The sequence below is a fragment of the Pseudomonas oryziphila genome, assembly GCF_003940825.1.
In the GTDB taxonomy this organism is placed as follows: Bacteria; Pseudomonadota; Gammaproteobacteria; order Pseudomonadales; family Pseudomonadaceae; genus Aquipseudomonas; species Aquipseudomonas sichuanensis.
Map to the genome: position 1 here is coordinate 2,044,717 of NZ_CP034338.1, position 15,690 is coordinate 2,060,406.

General features: G+C 63.6%; 18 protein-coding genes and 1 pseudogene. 8 read left to right on the forward strand and 11 right to left on the reverse strand.

Annotated elements, in window-relative coordinates; translation table 11 throughout:
* Positions 1-65: 65 nt before the first annotated feature.
* Complete coding sequence (locus EJA05_RS09765; RefSeq protein WP_125858095.1) at positions 66-365, forward strand: hypothetical protein; 300 nt, start codon at positions 66-68, stop codon at positions 363-365.
* Positions 366-470: 105 nt separating this feature from the next.
* On the opposite strand, the gene EJA05_RS09770 is transcribed toward EJA05_RS09765, so the two are convergent.
* From EJA05_RS09770 to EJA05_RS09780, 3 genes are all read right to left on the reverse strand, one after another.
* Entirely contained in the window at positions 471-785 is a 315-nt protein-coding gene (locus EJA05_RS09770) for a helix-turn-helix domain-containing protein (RefSeq protein ID WP_125858096.1), read from the reverse strand.
* Positions 772-1,092 carry a transcriptional regulator gene (locus tag EJA05_RS09775; protein ID WP_190306046.1) on the reverse strand — a complete coding sequence of 107 codons (321 nt, stop codon included), beginning with the start codon at positions 1,090-1,092 and terminating at the stop codon, positions 772-774. The genes EJA05_RS09770 and EJA05_RS09775 overlap by 14 nt, the downstream gene beginning before the upstream one ends.
* Positions 1,093-1,236: 144 nt before the next feature.
* Entirely contained in the window at positions 1,237-1,830 is a 594-nt protein-coding gene (locus EJA05_RS09780; protein WP_125858097.1) for a biliverdin-producing heme oxygenase, read from the reverse strand.
* A gap of 157 nt (positions 1,831-1,987) precedes the next feature.
* On the opposite strand from EJA05_RS09780, the gene EJA05_RS09785 reads away from it, so the two are divergent.
* Positions 1,988-3,028: a DUF1176 domain-containing protein gene (locus tag EJA05_RS09785; protein ID WP_125858098.1), complete on the forward strand. Its 1,041-nt coding sequence runs from the start codon at positions 1,988-1,990 to the stop codon at positions 3,026-3,028.
* Positions 3,029-3,040: 12 nt separating this feature from the next.
* Here EJA05_RS09785 and EJA05_RS09790 read toward each other — a convergent pair whose 3' ends face one another.
* The gene (locus tag EJA05_RS09790; RefSeq protein WP_125463438.1) at positions 3,041-3,826 is read right to left on the reverse strand and encodes a sulfite exporter TauE/SafE family protein; all 786 of its coding nucleotides are present in this window, start codon (positions 3,824-3,826) and stop codon (positions 3,041-3,043) included.
* A gap of 430 nt (positions 3,827-4,256) precedes the next feature.
* On the reverse strand, positions 4,257-4,859 hold the full coding sequence (locus tag EJA05_RS09800; protein WP_125463439.1) for a helix-turn-helix domain-containing protein: 603 nt from the start codon (positions 4,857-4,859) through the stop codon (positions 4,257-4,259).
* A 113-nt stretch (positions 4,860-4,972) separates the two neighbouring features.
* Here EJA05_RS09800 and EJA05_RS09805 point away from each other — a divergent pair, with 113 nt between their 5' ends.
* The 5 genes from EJA05_RS09805 to EJA05_RS09825 all read left to right on the forward strand — a co-directional run bounded on the left by EJA05_RS09805 (position 4,973) and on the right by EJA05_RS09825 (position 9,028).
* On the forward strand, positions 4,973-6,133 hold the full coding sequence (locus EJA05_RS09805; protein ID WP_125858099.1) for an NAD(P)/FAD-dependent oxidoreductase: 1,161 nt from the start codon (positions 4,973-4,975) through the stop codon (positions 6,131-6,133).
* A complete protein-coding gene (locus EJA05_RS09810; RefSeq protein ID WP_110994383.1) occupies positions 6,123-6,494 on the forward strand; it encodes a RidA family protein in 372 nt (123 codons plus the stop codon). The genes EJA05_RS09805 and EJA05_RS09810 overlap by 11 nt, the downstream gene beginning before the upstream one ends.
* Before the next feature lie 55 nt (positions 6,495-6,549).
* A complete protein-coding gene (locus EJA05_RS09815) occupies positions 6,550-7,614 on the forward strand; it encodes a YkvI family membrane protein (RefSeq protein ID WP_125858100.1) in 1,065 nt (354 codons plus the stop codon).
* A gap of 272 nt (positions 7,615-7,886) precedes the next feature.
* Positions 7,887-8,768, forward strand: coding sequence for a type VI secretion system tube protein TssD (gene tssD, locus EJA05_RS09820; protein WP_125858101.1), 882 nt, complete (start codon positions 7,887-7,889; stop codon positions 8,766-8,768).
* 2 nt (positions 8,769-8,770) lie between these two features.
* Entirely contained in the window at positions 8,771-9,028 is a 258-nt protein-coding gene (locus EJA05_RS09825; protein ID WP_125858102.1) for a hypothetical protein, read from the forward strand.
* A 219-nt stretch (positions 9,029-9,247) separates the two neighbouring features.
* Here EJA05_RS09825 and EJA05_RS28735 read toward each other — a convergent pair whose 3' ends face one another.
* The 3 genes and pseudogenes from EJA05_RS28735 to EJA05_RS09835 all read right to left on the reverse strand — a co-directional run bounded on the left by EJA05_RS28735 (position 9,248) and on the right by EJA05_RS09835 (position 12,163).
* Entirely contained in the window at positions 9,248-9,988 is a 741-nt protein-coding gene (locus tag EJA05_RS28735) for a methyl-accepting chemotaxis protein (protein WP_371923713.1), read from the reverse strand.
* A gap of 114 nt (positions 9,989-10,102) precedes the next feature.
* A pseudogene (locus EJA05_RS28740) lies at positions 10,103-11,173 on the reverse strand (HAMP domain-containing protein); the annotation flags it as partial.
* Between the two features lie 111 nt (positions 11,174-11,284).
* Positions 11,285-12,163, reverse strand: coding sequence for a LysR family transcriptional regulator (locus tag EJA05_RS09835; protein ID WP_125463444.1), 879 nt, complete (start codon positions 12,161-12,163; stop codon positions 11,285-11,287).
* A 102-nt stretch (positions 12,164-12,265) separates the two neighbouring features.
* Between EJA05_RS09835 and EJA05_RS09840 the strand changes: the two genes are divergently transcribed.
* Positions 12,266-12,700, forward strand: coding sequence for a PACE efflux transporter (locus tag EJA05_RS09840; RefSeq protein ID WP_125858103.1), 435 nt, complete (start codon positions 12,266-12,268; stop codon positions 12,698-12,700).
* Positions 12,701-12,742: 42 nt separating this feature from the next.
* Here the strand turns inward: EJA05_RS09840 and EJA05_RS09845 are convergent, their stop codons facing one another.
* The 3 genes from EJA05_RS09845 to EJA05_RS09865 all read right to left on the reverse strand — a co-directional run bounded on the left by EJA05_RS09845 (position 12,743) and on the right by EJA05_RS09865 (position 15,631).
* The gene (locus EJA05_RS09845) at positions 12,743-13,783 is read right to left on the reverse strand and encodes a hypothetical protein (protein ID WP_125858104.1); all 1,041 of its coding nucleotides are present in this window, start codon (positions 13,781-13,783) and stop codon (positions 12,743-12,745) included.
* 435 nt (positions 13,784-14,218) lie between these two features.
* Entirely contained in the window at positions 14,219-14,914 is a 696-nt protein-coding gene (locus EJA05_RS09860) for a GntR family transcriptional regulator (protein WP_125858105.1), read from the reverse strand.
* A 15-nt stretch (positions 14,915-14,929) separates the two neighbouring features.
* Positions 14,930-15,631 (reverse strand): FadR/GntR family transcriptional regulator, encoded by a 702-nt coding sequence (locus tag EJA05_RS09865; RefSeq protein ID WP_125463448.1) that lies wholly within the window; start codon positions 15,629-15,631, stop codon positions 14,930-14,932.
* Between the last annotated feature and the right edge of the window lie 59 nt (positions 15,632-15,690).

Sequence of the window (15,690 nt, forward strand, 5' to 3'; positions counted from 1 at the left end):
GGAGTGCTGACCATGCTGAAAATCGTTCCCGATCCACCCCACACCTGGCTCCGGGAGGTTCACCGATGAACCACGCCCCAGCCGGAACCTCCCGGCCCATTCCCCCGCGCCCAACCACGGCCCACGCCCATTTCGGCACCTGCCACGACGCCCATCCCCCGATGTTCTCGGTTCGCGCCGGCATCGATGGCGAGGACGCGCTGGTCTGCGCCGTGGCGGCCTTGCAGGCGGCCTATGAAACCAACGCCCTGGCGCTGGAAAAAGCCGAAGAACCGTTGCGCAGCCTGCTGGTGGCAACGGAGAACTCGCTGGAAAAAGGGCTGGCGTTGTCTTCGGCAGTACTGGAAGGGATAGAGCGCGGCTGAAAATCTGCGACAAAGGCCGCGTTGCGGCCTTTGCGCGGTGCACTTGGAATAGACGTCCTGACTTTCGTTAATCAAACGCCCCTGGCCGTCGCTATTTAGCGTTAGTCAGCGATTTTGCAGGACTTCTCGGAATACATCTGGTCGCGCAGATGCGATATGGAGTAACGAACGTGCTGCACCTGAGGGGGTGCGTCTGCCCTGTTCCCATTCTTGCAATGTGCGCACGGAGACGCCTAGCAGTTCAGCGAACTTAATTTGCGAGAGCCCGGTTCTGTTCCGTGCTTCGGCAGCTTCGCTGATATCTACGTGATGAACGGCGCCATAATGCCCGGCGTTGACATCTCGAATTGACTGGAGCAGTTCTTCGCCAATGTTGCGTGTGGCATCTCGCTGCATCAGTTCTTTTTCAGTCAGGGGCATGGTTCAGTTCCTTCGCGATCTTGCGCAGCATATGCGCGGGGATATTCTCTGTAGCGCTCTTGCCGTAAATCAGCAGTGTTATCAGGACTCCATTGGCCAGCTGGACGGTGTAGACCACCCGTACAGCCCCACGTTTACCTTGGCCTTCCATGCCCCAGCGGACCTTGCGACACCCCCCTGAACCAGGGATAACCGATCCGACATTCGGATTGTTTGCAAGGTACTGCATGAATGCGCCGTGTTCGTCTTCGGTCCAGTAGTCTGGCCAAAGCTTGGTGAAAAGCGCAGATTCAATGATCGTCAGCATAGCGCATCCCTACGTCTTTGACGTAGGGATTCTGCTGTGCCTTGTCGAGATTCTGAAGCAGATGGTTGTTTCGAGTAATTGCGGTGACATGCTGAGTGGGATCAGTTAGCCGTCACTCTTGCAAACGCGCAGCCTCGCCCCTGTTCACGCCACCGTCTGACGGAGCAAAACACCTCGCTCCTCGAGCCATTGCTCAAAACGCTCGAACGTCGCAAGCGCGGCGTGTACCGAACAGGTCAGCGCGGCCGGTGGCAGCGAGGCCTCTGCCAGGCGGGCGAGGAAGCTGCGCCAGTGCGTCCCGGTCAACGGCCCGTACACGTCGAAAAAGGCAGCGCCGCTTTCGGCCCCGACGCCCAGGCGCTCGGCCATGGCGCGCTTGAGCACCTGCCCGCCAAGCGTCGAACCTTCAAGCACGTACATCACCCCCAAGGCACTGGCCTCGCTGTCGATCAGCGGCAGGGCGCCACACTGGGGCAGGGCATCGATCTGGGCTGCGTCGAGGCCAAGTGCGAACAGGTCACGGACGAGAGCCGGGGCTTTGTTGCGCTCGACGCCCTGGTAGCCGGCGAGTGCAGCTTCCAGCGGGGCGTGGAAGCCGTAGTAGGCCTCGATCAGGCGCTGATAAACCGGCAAGTCGAAGCCGTCGCTGAAAAACGGAAGACGCTGTTCAAGCCCCTTGTGGCAGGCTCGGGTGCCCTCGCGCAGGGCTTGCAGCAAAGGACTTGCAGGATCGGACATGGGGGAGCTCTGGCAATCGACAGCGGACGATAGTGCCAGCCCGTCCACGGGAAAACCACTATTGGATCCAGGTTCAAGGCGCTTGAACTGTGCGCTGTATCTGCAATCATGGCGCGCCCCCGGAGCGGGGCTTTCAACGGCATGACAGGAAGGCGGCATGATGCGCGCAACAACACGGAACGGCTGGGCCCTGGGCCTTTTAATGGCAACCCCAGGCCTTGCGGCCGCGGCCCCCGAAGCGGTACCGCTATACCGCGAAATCAAGGACTGGGTGGTGGGCTGCGACAATACCCGCTACTGCACCGCAGTGCTGGCCGATCACTCGGAGCAGTCGCGCATTTTCATTCGCGTGCAGCGCGAAGCAGGGGCCACGGGTGCTTTGCACCTGACGCTGTTGGGCAGTACCGACTGGTCTGGCGAACCTCTGCTCGACGGCCAGCCATTGATGGCCGCCTGGCGTATCACCCGCCACGCCGAGACCCAGTTGGAGGTGGACGGCGCGGATGCCTATGCTGTCCTGCGCCAGTTGCGCAACGGGCAAAAGCTGGTGGACGACACCCCTCATCAGGAGCGGGAGAGCTCGTTGCAGGGCCTGAGTGCGGCCTTGCTGCTGATTGACTCCGTGCAGGGGCGCGTCGGTCACCCCAGCGCCCTGGTTCGCCCGGGCGATACGGTCGAAGATGCGCAGTTGCCTACATTGCCAGCGCCCAAGGCCCCCGCCTTCGTTGCGCGACCAGCATTGAGCGAAGCAGAGCAGGCTGGCATCACCCAGGTGGTGATGGCCAGGGCCGCTGCCCAGGACCAGTTGAAGAACGAATACGATGTGCCGCCTGAGCTTGAGGTGCATGCGCTGAACGACCGCCAGGCGCTGGCGCTGCTGAGTTACAACTGCAACGACTTCAACTGCCAGTACGCGCTGTACCAGGTGGCGCGATCAGCGCCCTACGCACTGGCGCCGATGGCCTTCGAGGTGCCGGCCAGCCCGGTCAACAGCCTGACCCGCGACCACATCAGCATCAACCAGAGGACCGGTGAGTTGTACAGCTACGCCAAGAACGATTACCCCGGCAGCTGCGGCACGGAAGAGTTCTGGCGTTTCGACGGCCAGCGCATGCGCCTGACCCGGCTGCTGCGGATGGAGCGCTGCGTGGGGTTGGGGCCGGACTACTGGCCGGTGCTGTGGCGCACTCAGGAGTAGCCCGTTCTCGGCTCAGAACGCCAGTTTGTAGCCGATCAGCAGCAGCATGGCCGCCAGGCACGGGCGCAGTACGCGGTCCGAGATGCGCCCGGTGAGGTGGCTGCCCAGGTAGATGCCCGGCAGCGAACCCAGCAGCAGGTAGCCCAGCAGCGACCAGTCCATGTTGCCCATGCTGGCATGGCCGAGGCCGGCGACCAGGGTCAGCGGCACGGCGTGGGCGATCTCGGTGCCCACCAGGCGACGGGTGACCAGGAACGGATACAGCAGGAACAGGGCCACGGTGCCCAGCGCGCCGGCGCCGATCGAGGTCAGGGTGACCATAATGCCCAGGATCACGCCGGTCACGACGGTGAGGATGTTGAGGGTGCGGTCGCTGAGGTGGTAGTGGTCACCGGCATGCTTGCTGGCAAAGGCCTGCAGGCGCGACTTGAACAGGATTGCCAGGGCCGTGAGGATCAGCACCACGGCCAGGCCTTGCTTGATGATGGCGTTGAGCGCCGAGGTGTCGGTGTGCAGGGTGCTGAGGAACCACAGAGTAAGAGCTGCGGCGGGTACGCTGCCCAGGCTCAGCCAGCCGGTGATCTTCCAGTCGATGTTCTTGTTGCGCCCGTGCACCCAGACGCCGCTGGCCTTGGTGATGGCGGCATACAGCAGGTCGGTACCCACGGCGGTGGCCGGGTTGATGCCGAACCACAGCAGGATCGGGGTCATCAACGAGCCGCCGCCAACGCCGGTCATGCCGACGATGAAGCCCACAACCAGTCCCGCAATGGTGAAACCGAAAGAACCTACATCCATACGCTACTCGACGCCCAGCTTGCCCGTGATCGGATGGAAGCCAGCATATAGATTTTTTTATAGCCAAATAGACTTGTTCGTTATTAGGTTATAACCGCGTTTGAGAGGCAACTGTCCTGTGTCGCCTGCACTGGCCCCACCTCGACCGCATCGACCTCAAGCCATGCGCGATCCCTGTGGGAGCGGGCTTGACCCGCGAACACCGGCGCAGCCGGTGCCATGCAACGCGTTGGCTGCTTCGCGGGTGAACCCGCTCCCACAGCCTGGCGATCCGTTATCACCACCGTCAAGCTCCTGCATCGACCTTGCGCCATGCGCGATCCCTGTGGGAGCGGGCTTGCCCGCGAACACCGGCGTAGCCGGTGCCATGCAACGCGTTGGCTGCTTCGCGGGTGAACCCGCTCCCACAGGGTCTTCGCCTGAGTACCGGTTAACGATCCGTCATCACCACCATCACCTGCGCATCCCCGCCATCCTCGCTTTCCGACAGGTAGATATGCCCCACCTGGCTGTCGAAGTAGGCGGTTTGCTGCGGGCCGATGCTCACTGCCTCGCCGGTCTCGAACTCGATACGCACGCGCCCGCTGAGCACCATGGCGAACTCTTGCCCCGGGTGGCGGATAAAATCGTCGAACTGCCCGCGTTCTCGGGCAATGATGCGGGCATAAGCCGGGGTCATGCGCCGCTCCGGGAAGGCACCGGCAATCGGGTAGTAGTCGTAGGTGCCGGTGGAGTAGCCGGCCACCTCGGCCAGTGAATCGACCACCACGGTGGCGGGCTGCGGTGCGCTCGCCGGGCCGCTGGCGCGAAACAGCTGGGCGATGTCGAGGTTCAGGGCGCGTGCGGCGGCGGCCAGTTTCTCGTAGCTCACCGACACCTGCGCCAACTCCATCTTCGACAGTGTCGACACCGGCACCCCGCTGAGTTCGGACAGCTGCTTGAGCGTCATCTGCCGTGCCTTGCGCACCTGGCGCAGGCGCGCGCCGACTTCGTCGCGGTCAAGCAGGGGGCGGGCAGCGGTGGCGTCAGGCATCAGGGCTCTCGAACAGGCGGTGGGCCGTGCATCTTACCTTGGACGCTTGCGCAATCCGAAATTCTCATATATTAGAATTCTCACAAATGATAATTCATGCGGTGGGAGCGTAGATGACACAAATCCATGACACCCTGATCATCGGTGCCGGCATTGCCGGTGCCTCACTGGGTTACCGCCTGGCCGGGCAGCAGCGGGTACTGATGCTCGAGCGCGAGGCGCAGCCGGGCTACCACGCCACCGGGCGTTCGGCGGCCATGTTCATGGAGGCCTACGGCACCCCGCAGATCCAGGCCCTGACCCGCGCCAGCCGGGCGTTCTACGAGCAGCCGCCGGTTGGCTTCTGTGAGCATGGATTGCTGGAACCGCGCGGCTGCCTTTACGTCGCCAGCCACGAACAGCGCGACCTTCTCGACGCCACCTATGCCCAGAACCAGGCCAACGGCACCGCCGTCAGCCTGCTCGATGCCGACGCGGCGGTGGCCCTGGTGCCCAGCTTGCGTGGCGAGCTGCTGGCCGGTGCGGTGCATGAAACCGGTGCCATGGACCTCGACGTGCACGCCCTGCACCAAGGTTTTCTGCGCGGGTTCCGCCAGGCCGGTGGTGAGTTGCGCTGCAACGCCGAACTGGTTCGGGCCCAGTATGTGAGCGGCCTCTGGCAGGTCGAACTGGGCGATGGCAGCCAGCTGCAGGCACGGCAACTGGTCAACGCCGCCGGCGCCTGGGCCGACCGCGTGGCCGAGCAGTGTGGGGTCGATACCATCGGCCTGCAGCCTTGCCGACGCAGCGCGTTCACCTTCCCGGGCCCGGCGCAGCACGATTTCGCCCGCTGGCCTGCAGTGATCGGTGTCGACGAAAGCTTCTATTTCAAGCCCGATGCCGGCCAGCTGTTGGGGTCACCGGCCAACGCCGACCCGGTCGAGCCTCAGGACGCCGCGCCGGAAGAACTCGACCTGGCCCTGGGCATCTTCAACATCGAAGCCATCACCACCCTCGAGATCCGTCGGCCCAGCCACAGCTGGGCAGGCCTGCGCTCGTTCGTCGCCGACGGCGACCTGGTGATCGGCTTCGATCCGCAGCAACCGGCGTTCTTCTGGCTGGCCGCCCAGGGTGGCTACGGTATCCAGTCCGCCGCCGGGGCCTCGCGGCTGGCGGCGGACCTGTTGCAAGGCCTGCCCTTGTGCTCAAGCCTCACCCAGCAAGGGGTCGAGCCTGCGCGCCTGTCCCCGGCACGTTTCAACTCAACCATCAAAGGAGATTGCCATGAGCAATGACATTCAGCGTTTTCCCAGCAGCCTGCCGTTTCCGTTTTCCCGCGCGGTAAAGGCGGGTGGCTTCCTGTTCCTTTCCGGGCAGATCCCGATGAGCCCTGCCGGCGAGGTGGTGAAGGGCGATATCCAGGCCCAGACCCGCGCCGCCTGTGAGCGTATCCAGGAAAGCCTGGCGGCCTGCGGCGCACGGCTCGACCAAGTGGTGAAGGCCACCGTATGGCTGTCGGACATGGGCCATTTCGCCGGTTTCAACGAGGTGTACAAGGAGTTCTTCGGCGCGGCGCTGCCGGTGCGTTCCACCGTGGCTTCGGCGTTGGCGCTGGGGGTGGATGTGGAAATCGAGGTGCAGGCATACGTCGGGTAGGGCCACGCTGATCCGCGGCCTCACGAACACACAACAATAAAAACCAGAGGTGCACATGCAAGAGCAGCTGAAAATCGCTGGCGCTTTCGTCGGCGTGATCGTGGGGGCGGGCTTTGCGTCCGGGCGGGAACTGCTGTTGTTCTTCGTCGATTTCGGCATCTGGGGCATGGTCGGGGCGCTGGTCAGCGCCGCCCTGTTCACCTTCCTCGGCATGGCCCTGGCAGGGCTGGGCAACCGCCTGCGGGCGACGTCACACAAGCAGGTGATCCAGGCCATTTGCGGCCGACACCTGGGCCTGCTGGTCGACTGGATGATCACCTTCTTCATGTTCGGCGTAACGGTGGTCATGCTCGCCGGGGGCGGGGCGTTGCTGGAGCAGCAGTTCGGCGTGCCAGCCCTGGCGGGCAGCGTGCTGGTCACGGTGCTGGTGGTGGCCATCGTCTGCCTGGATGTGCAGAAGGTGATGGTCGCCATTGGCGCGATCACCCCCTTGCTGATCCTGGTGGCATCGGCCATTGCCCTATACGCGGTGTTTACCCGCAACCAGAGCTTCGCCGCCCTCGACCAACTGGCCAGCCAGCAGCAGGCCGGTGCCAGCCATTGGCTGCTGGGGGCGTTCCTGTATGTGTCCTACAACATCGTTGCCGGTGCGCCCATCCTGGCGATCCTCGGTGGTTCGGCGAGCAGCCGCCGCAGCGCGGTGGTGGGCGGTCTGCTCGGCGGCGCAGCCCTGGGCGGGCTGATGCTGGTGATGAGCGCCGGCATGCTGTCGCGCCTGGACAGCGTCGCCGAACTGCCCATGCCGATGCTGTCGATCGCCAACGAACTGTCACCGCTGCTGGGGCTGGTGATGTGCCTGATCATCTTCGGGATGATCGTCAACACGGCGGTGGGCACCCTGTTCTCGTTCCTCTCGCGGCTGCTGCCGGCGGGCACGGCGAAGTTCCGCGGTGGGGCGGTGGTGGCGGGTGTGGTGGGGTTCGTCTGCAGCCTGGTGGGCTTCATCAGCCTGGTGGGGCAGGTGTATCCGCTGTTCGGCTACCTGGGGTTGGTGCTGATGGCGGCGGTACTGGTGGGGTGGGTGAAACGCGGCAAGAGCAGGAGCGCGGCGGTGGCGTGAAGGGCCATCGCGGGGCAAGCCCGCTCCCACAGGGATAGCGCAGCTGTTTGAATGGCAAGCAAGACAGTTGCTCCAGAAGCGTGGGAGCGGGCTTGACCCGCGGTAGGCATCACATCAGATGCGCAAACCTGTTCGGCCATAGTCAATCACCCGTAGCAATCAGGCTCAGTAAACAGAGCGTTCCGAGAAGGCCGAATAATTCAGACGCGCCCGGCATACACGCCATGAGTGTTTTCGTAGGCTGCGATCCTTTCTCTACAAGGAGTGCAGCCATGGCTTTCAACGGATACATGAGTATTACCGGCAAGCGGCAAGGTTTGATTTCGTCAGGCTGCAATACCCAGGCGTCCATCGGCAACAGGTGCCAGGTCGCGCACCAGGACGAGATCACGGTGATGTCGTTCAGCCACGGCATTTCCAACCCGGACAACACCCAGCGCGGCACCCACCAGCCCGAATATGGTGAGCGGCTGGATGAGGCGTATTGGGAGGTGAATGCGGCGGCGTCTCGGTTGATCAGCTATGGCTGTGGGGTCAGCGCTAAACACCTGAGCGATCGGCGGTTGCGGATGCAGTTCAATCGGGAGTTGGCTTATTACGCGCGGCGGGTGGTAAACGATGTATATGAGCGCCAGATGGACCCAGAGCAGGCACTTGCTGCACTGAATGCTGAGAAAAACAATATTAAACTTCAGCGAGAGAGAATTATAACGCAGTCAGTTGGTCTCGTCGGTGGTATGGGACAGATAGTAGCAGGAGGTGGCTTTTGCTACGGCTCATTTGGGACGCTCTGCGCTGTAGCAGGCGGACCTTTAATCGCACATGGAACAAATAATGTGTATGAGAATCTCAGGGGGCTGTACGAGGGGCGTGACGATGTTCAAGGGCCTGTTAAGAAGGCTTATCAAGAGGCTTCGAAAAAATTAGGTTTTACAGAGCGTGAGGGGAGGGTAGCTTTTCTGGTTGCTGATTTATCATTGTCGATAGGTGCGTTGTTTAGACCTGTGCTTAAGCCCGATGCATGGCGGCTGTACAAATACTATCGTGTTGACAAAGAGATCGCGATTAAACAGATGAGCAAGGCAGCATTGGGGGCTGAGGCTGCAGTCAATACGCCTACTGCAATTGATTTGTACAAAGAGTACAAGAAGTGAATATGACAGGGTTGCTTTTGTTTGTAGGGCTTGATGCCTTGTTGACCATTTGTTTTGCTAGGCTTGTACTGCGCAGGAGGGTGCTGGCAATAATAATGACGCTATTCAGCATGGTGATGATAGTTGTTTATTTGAAGCTGATTGGCGGTTCGGGCTTGATTAATTACTCGTTTGACTATGGTGATGGCTTTGGGTGGGAGCTAAATGTCGTGACGACCATAAGTGTTGCTATGATTTTGTTTCACGCTTGGTTTATATAGCCTTTCTCAGGCGGGTTCTGAAAACTGGCCTAGGCTAATTCACGAACAAGCTCGTCCCGACGGAAGTGGTCGCAAGTGGTAGGGTAAGGCGCCCGAGCGTTGGGGCTGGGTCAAGGAATGTTGTGGCAATCCGCAATCAGCGCCGGTCGGGTGCTATCACGGGTCAATCCCGCCCCCACAAATGCGTGGGAGCGGGCTTGCCCCGCGATAGGCATCACATCAGATGCGGAAACTGCCCACCAGTTGCTTCAGGCGTCCGGCCTGCTGGCTCAGGGCGTCGCAGTGGCGCAGGGTTTCGTTGAGGTTTTCCACCCCTTGCTGGTTCAGCGCGTTGATCTGGGTGATGTCCAGGTTGAGGCTCTCGACCACGGCGGTCTGCTCTTCGGTGGCGGTGGCCACCGACTGGTTCATGCCGTCGATCTCGCCAATGCGCTGGGTCACGCTGGCCAGGCGCTCGCCGGCCTGGTTGGCCACCTGCACGGTCTCCTCGCTGGAGACCTGGCTGGTGTTCATGGTGTGCACCGCTTCGCGCGAGCCCACCTGCAGGCTGGTGATCATGCGGTGGATCTCTTCCGCCGATTCCTGGGTGCGGTGTGCCAGGTTGCGCACTTCGTCGGCGACCACGGCAAAGCCACGCCCGGCCTCACCGGCACGGGCGGCCTCGATGGCGGCATTGAGCGCCAGCAGGTTGGTTTGCTGGGAGATGCCCTTGATCACGTCGAGGATCTTGCCGATCTCGTCGGTGCTGGCATTGAGCGTTTCGATCTGCTCGCAGGATTCGCTGATGCGCAGCGACAGGGCGGTCATCGCGCTGATCGCTTCTTCCACCACCGCACGGCCGCCGTGGGCCTGTTCGCTGGCGCCGCTGGCGTGTTGCGAGGCGTCGGCGGCGTTGCGGGCGATCTCCTGGGTGGCGGCGCCCAGCTCGTTGATCGCTGCGGCGACGCTGTTGGTGCGCATGCTCTGCTCTTCGGAGCCGCTCAGCGAGGCGTTGGAGGCGCCCACCACTTTTTCCGACAGGTCATGCACCAGGCGGGTGGCCGAGGACACTTCGCTGATCGAGGCATGGATCCGCTCGACGAAGCGGTTGAAGGCGGTAGCCAGCTCGCCGAACTCGTCCTTGTTTTCCACGGCCAGGCGGCGGGTCAGGTCGCCTTCGCCTTCGGCGATGTCCTGCATGGCACGGCCCATGGTGGTCAGCGGGCGCATCAGCACCGGGATCAGCAGGCCGAGCAGGCCGGCGATGGCGGCGACGGCGATGAGCATGGCGATGATCGCCGAGGTGCGGAACTGGCTCAGCGGGGCGTAGGCCTTGTCCTTGTCGATCGACAGGCCGATGTACCACTGCGCCGACGGCAAACCTTGAACCGGGGCGAAGGAGATGATGCGGTCCTTGCCGTCGAGGCTCACGTCCTGCATGCCGGGTTCGACGCGCAGAGGGCTGCCGGGGTAGATGTCCTTGAGGTTCTTCATCACCCGATCTTTGTCCGGGCTGACGATGACCTGGCCATCACGGTCGACCAGGAACGCATGGCCGATGCCGCCGAAGTCCACGGCGTTGATGATCTCGACCAGGGTGTTCAGGCTCAAGTCGCCGCCGACCACGCCCAGCAGTTCGCCGTTGGATTTTGCCTTGACCGGGATGGCGATGGTCACCACCAGGCCGCCGACCGACGCCTGGTAGGGCGGCGTCAGCAGGGTCTGGTTGGCGCTGACCGCCTGGGTGTACCACGGGCGTTGGCGCGGGTCGTAGCCGTCGGGCATCTTCGCGTCAGGGCGCTGGGTGAACAGCCCGGTGTTCTGGCCGAAGTAGGTGAACTGGAAGTTGCTGGTGTACGACGGCTGGTCGACCAGCCCAGGTACGTTGCTGCCGGCGCCTTGCTGGGCGATGTCCTGGGCCAGGTTTTCCAGCACCAGGATGCGCCCGCTCATCCAGTTCTGCACGCTGCTGGCGGTCTGCAGACCGGCCTGGCGCACCGATGATTCGATGTTCTGGCGGATGGTATTGCGCTGCAGGTAGTCGTTGTAGAGGGTAAACAACGCGAATGCCAGGACGACGACGCCGCAGGCACTGAGCAGGATCTTGTGGCGGAATTTCAGGTTCATGTTTCGAGACCTTGATTCTGGGAAGGAAGGGCGCCGCATGCTTGTGGCACGAGGGGCGGGGCCTGTTTCCGAGGTATCGGCCGTTTGCGCAAAATGTTGAAAGACTAAATGTCGCAGATGTTGGCTGCTATGCCCTCAAGTGCTTACAAATCATTTCGAGGCCAGCAGCGCCACCAGTGCCCTGGCCGCCTGGCCCATGGGCTGCTGCTTGAGCCAGAACGCGTGCACCGGCAGTTCCAGGGCGTTGCGGGTATTGCGAAAGTCCAGGCGTACCAGGCGCCCGGCCCTGACCAGCGGCGCGACCCGCGACAACGGCAGGTCGCCCCAGCCCAGGCCCGCCTCGACCATCTGCACGGCCAGGTCGAGGCTGTCGGTGCGCCAGTGTGAGGTGCCGATCAACGAGCGCGGGTCGGCCAGCGGCAGGTCGCGGCTGCGCACCAGGATCTGGCGCAGGTGCACCAGGTCTTCGAGGTCACGAATGCGGCCCTCGACATAGGCCGGGTGTTGCGGTGACAGGGTAGCTACCAGCGATTCCATGGCGATGTGCTGGAAGCTGCGCCGTGGGTCGACCTGCAGCCCGGCAAAGGCCAGGCACAGGCTGACCCTGGCGCTGTCGAGCAGTTGCAGGGCGTCTTCCTGTGGCGCGGCCAGCAGCTCGATATCGAGCAGTGGATAGCGCTCGCCCAGGCGGGCGATGGCCGCGAGCAGCGGGCGCTGGTCGATGTCCGGGACCACCGCGATGGCCAGGCTGCTTTCCAACCCGCGCGACAGCTCCAGGGCGTGCACGCTCAGCAGCCCTAGTTGCTCGGCGATCAGCCGCGCGTGGGGCTCCAGGGCCTGGGCCTGGGCGGTGGGGCGCGCCTCGCGCGAGCCACGCTCGAACAGGCTGTAGCCCAGCTCGGCTTCAAGGTTGCCGATGGCCATGCTCACAGCCGATGGAACGCGGCCTAGCGCACGGGCAGCGGCGGAAAACGAACCGTGATCGAGCACGGCGAGAAACAGCAGGATGGTATCGCTGGAAAAATTCATGGCAGTCTCCTTTCAGTAAATCTGAAAGGTGCTGACTTTTTCTGTCAAGGCCGTTGAAGCATCCTTGCCCGCCTTCGACAAACCAGCGGTAAAGGTAACCCCGTGCAAGGACTCAAACGCAAACTGGTCTACGTGACCTTCTATGAATTGATCGGCCTGTGCATGTCGACCCTGGGCCTGGCCTATCTGTCCGACACCCAGGCCTCCCATACCGGCCCGTTGGCGGTGATGATCACCACCATCGCCATGGCCTGGAACTTGATCTACAACAGCCTGTTCGAGTGGTGGGAGAGCCGCCAGGTGACGCGCGGGCGCAGCCTGGCGCGGCGGGTGGCGCATGCCATCGGTTTCCAGCTGACCCTGGTGGTGTACCTGATTCCGCTGATCGCCTGGTGGCTGGACATGAGCTTGCTGGAAGCGCTGGTGGTGGACCTGGCGTTCATCATCCTGGTGCCGTGCTACACCTTCGCCTACAACTGGGCGTTCGATCGGATCTTCGGCTTGCCGACTTCGGCCATGGCGCCCGCACCGGTCTGAAATCCGCGTTGGCCTCATCGTCGGCACTCACAACCGACCAACTCAAGGCGGCAAGCGAATCAGCAGCGGCGCCTGCTGCTGCTCCTGCACTGGCACCCGGTTGGCGAGCAGGCTGTCTTCCACCTGCCCGGACAGATAGTAAACACCCGCCATGGCCCCGCTCTGGCGATTCTCCATCAGTTCCTGCCATTCCTCGTTCAGCGCCACGTTGAGGATCACCCGCAACTGCTCGATCATCTGCGGCTGCTCGCGGTCATGGGAGAGCATGCCGTAGCCGGTCACCACCACCGAAATCATGGCCCCCGCCGCCTTGCCCACCGCGGCGGCGATGGCGCTGGCCGCCCCGCGCGGGGCGAGGCTGGCGCCGAGTTTTTCGCTGGCCTGGGTGGCCACTGATGACAGCCTCGCATCGGTTTGCCCCGGCGCCTTGGAGGCCTGTTGATGCAGCTGCTGGCGCAGCGACTGCCAGGCCGGCTGCTGTTCCAGCGACTTGGCCCTGAGCAACTGATAGAGCGTGGCGTTGCGCGCATCGGGCGGGCCGAGGGCGATGGCCGGGATATGGTTCAGGCGCTGGCTGAACTGCTCGGGCGGAGCGTTGTAGCGCTGGATGATCGCCGGCAGCTGCTGGCCCAGCAGCTGTAGATACAGTTCGCTGGCACGGTCGCGGATGCCTTCGGGGTTGATCTGTTCGGCCACCGGGTCGATCACCCGCTGGTGGTACTGCTCCTGCAAGTACAGGCCAAGGCGCTTTTCGGGCGGCTCGTTGCCATTGCCGTTGTTGATCTTGTACCAGGCCACCTTGAGCGTGAGCCATTGCTGGGTCCAGTAGCCGGTGAACCAGGGGATGAAGTCGTTTTCGGTGCGTTGCTGCACCTGTTCCTTCCACACCCGCATCGAGCGTCGGGCGTAGTCGTTGGCCGAGCCTGCGGCGGCGGCAGAGGCTTCGATGATGTCCTGGTCGATGCGTTGCCAGACGGCGGGGGGCAGGTTTTGCGGTGGCGGCGGGGCAGGGGGGCGTTTGCCGGCGCAGCCGGCCAGGGCCAGGATGAAGCAGGCAGGCAAAAGTAGGGCGAGCGGCTTCACGCGGGCTGCCTCCTTGGGTAGAGGCTGGGGTGGTTTTTCGAGTATAGGGCGGTAAAGCGGTGTGTTTGGTGGTGGGGCGACATGCTGTCTTGGGATTGCAGGTGGGTGGCCAGGTGCAGGGCGACAGTCTTGCAGCGCCTATGAGATCGAGCGCCGCCCGCGCGGCGCATCGCTGGCAAGCCAGCTCCCACATTTGTTTCGGGCCAATTATGCCTGTGAGGGTACCGCTGCCCGCCTTGGTGCATGTCTCGAGACCTGCGGAGCGCCAGTGGTGCCCACCTCAATACCGCGTCGTACAAACAAGGCGGACCAGGTAATGGCACAGGAGAGACTGGCCCGAAACAGATGTGGGAGCGGGTTTACCCGCGAAGCGCCGCGCGGGCGGCGCTCGATCTCATAGGCGCTGCAAAAATACCGGCGAGCACCTGGTGGCCTTTACCCCAAATCCCCCCGCCCCAGATCAAGCTTGGCTTCCAGATGGTCCAGATGCTCATGCATCAACGCCAGCGCCGCGCCGCAGTCGCCGCTCTCCACCGCATCGATAATCGCCGCGTGCTCCTGCCAGGCGCAGTGCTCGCAGCAAGGCGACTCATAGCGGGCGATGATCAGCGAGGTCATCGGCACCAGCCCGTTGAGAAAACGCGCCAGCGGTGCGTTGGCGGCCATCTGCGCCAGCTTCATGTGGAATTCGCCACCCAGGCGGATCGCCGTGCAGCGTTCGCCCTGCTCATGGTGCTGGCGTTCGCGTTCGACCAGTTGGCGCAGCTGGCGGATCTGCGCCGGGCGCGCGCGCTGGGTGGCCAGGCCGATCAGCGTGGTCTCGGCCAGGCGCCGGGCGCTGAGCACCTGGCGCGCCTGTTCGGGGTCGGGGGCGGCCAGGTGCGCGGTGTGGCTGGGGCGTTGCACGATCACCTGCTGGTCGGACAGGCGCCCGAGCACCCGGCGGATCACCGTACGGCTGACCCCGAAGGCGTTGCCCAGGGCCTGCTCGGGCAAGGCGCTGCCCGGTGGCAGGCGCTGTTCGAGAATGGCGTCGAACAGCCGGGGGTAGATCTGCTCCGCCGACAGGCGGGTTTCGCCGGCACCCAGCAGGGCAGGCAGGTGCGGGGCGGCGTGGGCGCAGGTGGTCATGGTCGCTCTCCTGTTTCAGGTGCCTGGGTGGTCGTCCGGGATGTTCAGGGCGATGCCCATGCGCTCGCCCTCGGCGAGGATGTGCCGGCGCATCTGCAGGCTGGCCAGGGCGCTGTTGCGTTCGCGGATGGCACGCACCACCGCTTCGTTTTCGCTCAGGCGCGCGGCCAGGTGTTCGGGCGATTTGCGCAGCATCTCGGCGCTCTCTTTGAGGGCATTGCCGGTCTGCTGCACCACGCTCTGGAAGATCGGGTTGGTGGTCAGGGCGAACAGCGCCTCGTGGAAGGCGATGTAGGCGTTGACGCCCGCTTCGCTGTCGCCGGCGTCGAGTGCTTCGCGCATGTCCATGAGGTTCAGGCGCAGCTGGCCAATGTCCTGGCTGCCGGCCGATTGCGCCACCAGCCCGGCAATGAAGGGTTCGAGGGTGTAGCGCAGTTCCAGCACGTCGGCCAGGCTGGCTGCGGCAACGGCTTCCGGGCTTTGCGCCTGCGCGGCGTCGGCGTCCAGTACCAGCACGCCCTTGCCGGGCATCGAGCGCACCAGGCCCAGGGTTTCCAGGACGATGACGGCTTCGCGCAGGCTGGGGCGGCTGATCCCCAGCTGCTCGGCCAGCTCGCGCTGGCCGGGCAGCATGTCGCCGCTGCGCCACTGGCCTCGGGCCAGGGCCTGGCGGAGTTTCTCCACCACTGATGTGACTACGGTTGAAGAGCTGATCACGGTTCGCTCCTTGAGAGGCGCTGCATTTTTGCGTTTGGCCGACCGGCGCTGGGCGCCGG

What these genes read in the sequence shown, in the direction of transcription:
- EJA05_RS09860 (WP_125858105.1), bottom strand. Translation starts at nt 14,914, where the DNA reads ATGACCACCTGCGCCCACGCCGCCCCGCACCTGCCTGCCCTGCTGGGT.
- EJA05_RS09770 (WP_125858096.1), bottom strand. Translation starts at nt 785, where the DNA reads ATGCCCCTGACTGAAAAAGAACTGATGCAGCGAGATGCCACACGCAAC.
- EJA05_RS09810 (WP_110994383.1), top strand. Translation starts at nt 6,123, where the DNA reads ATGAGCAATGACATTCAGCGTTTTCCCAGCAGCCTGCCGTTTCCGTTT.
- EJA05_RS28735 (WP_371923713.1), bottom strand. Translation starts at nt 9,988, where the DNA reads ATGCGCACCAACAGCGTCGCCGCAGCGATCAACGAGCTGGGCGCCGCC.
- EJA05_RS09835 (WP_125463444.1), bottom strand. Translation starts at nt 12,163, where the DNA reads ATGAATTTTTCCAGCGATACCATCCTGCTGTTTCTCGCCGTGCTCGAT.
- EJA05_RS09800 (WP_125463439.1), bottom strand. Translation starts at nt 4,859, where the DNA reads ATGCCTGACGCCACCGCTGCCCGCCCCCTGCTTGACCGCGACGAAGTC.
- EJA05_RS09815 (WP_125858100.1), top strand. Translation starts at nt 6,550, where the DNA reads ATGCAAGAGCAGCTGAAAATCGCTGGCGCTTTCGTCGGCGTGATCGTG.
- EJA05_RS09765 (WP_125858095.1), top strand. Translation starts at nt 66, where the DNA reads ATGAACCACGCCCCAGCCGGAACCTCCCGGCCCATTCCCCCGCGCCCA.
- EJA05_RS09785 (WP_125858098.1), top strand. Translation starts at nt 1,988, where the DNA reads ATGATGCGCGCAACAACACGGAACGGCTGGGCCCTGGGCCTTTTAATG.
- EJA05_RS09790 (WP_125463438.1), bottom strand. Translation starts at nt 3,826, where the DNA reads ATGGATGTAGGTTCTTTCGGTTTCACCATTGCGGGACTGGTTGTGGGC.
- EJA05_RS09775 (WP_190306046.1), bottom strand. Translation starts at nt 1,092, where the DNA reads ATGCTGACGATCATTGAATCTGCGCTTTTCACCAAGCTTTGGCCAGAC.
- EJA05_RS09780 (WP_125858097.1), bottom strand. Translation starts at nt 1,830, where the DNA reads ATGTCCGATCCTGCAAGTCCTTTGCTGCAAGCCCTGCGCGAGGGCACC.
- EJA05_RS09825 (WP_125858102.1), top strand. Translation starts at nt 8,771, where the DNA reads ATGACAGGGTTGCTTTTGTTTGTAGGGCTTGATGCCTTGTTGACCATT.
- tssD (WP_125858101.1), top strand. Translation starts at nt 7,887, where the DNA reads ATGGCTTTCAACGGATACATGAGTATTACCGGCAAGCGGCAAGGTTTG.
- EJA05_RS09805 (WP_125858099.1), top strand. Translation starts at nt 4,973, where the DNA reads ATGACACAAATCCATGACACCCTGATCATCGGTGCCGGCATTGCCGGT.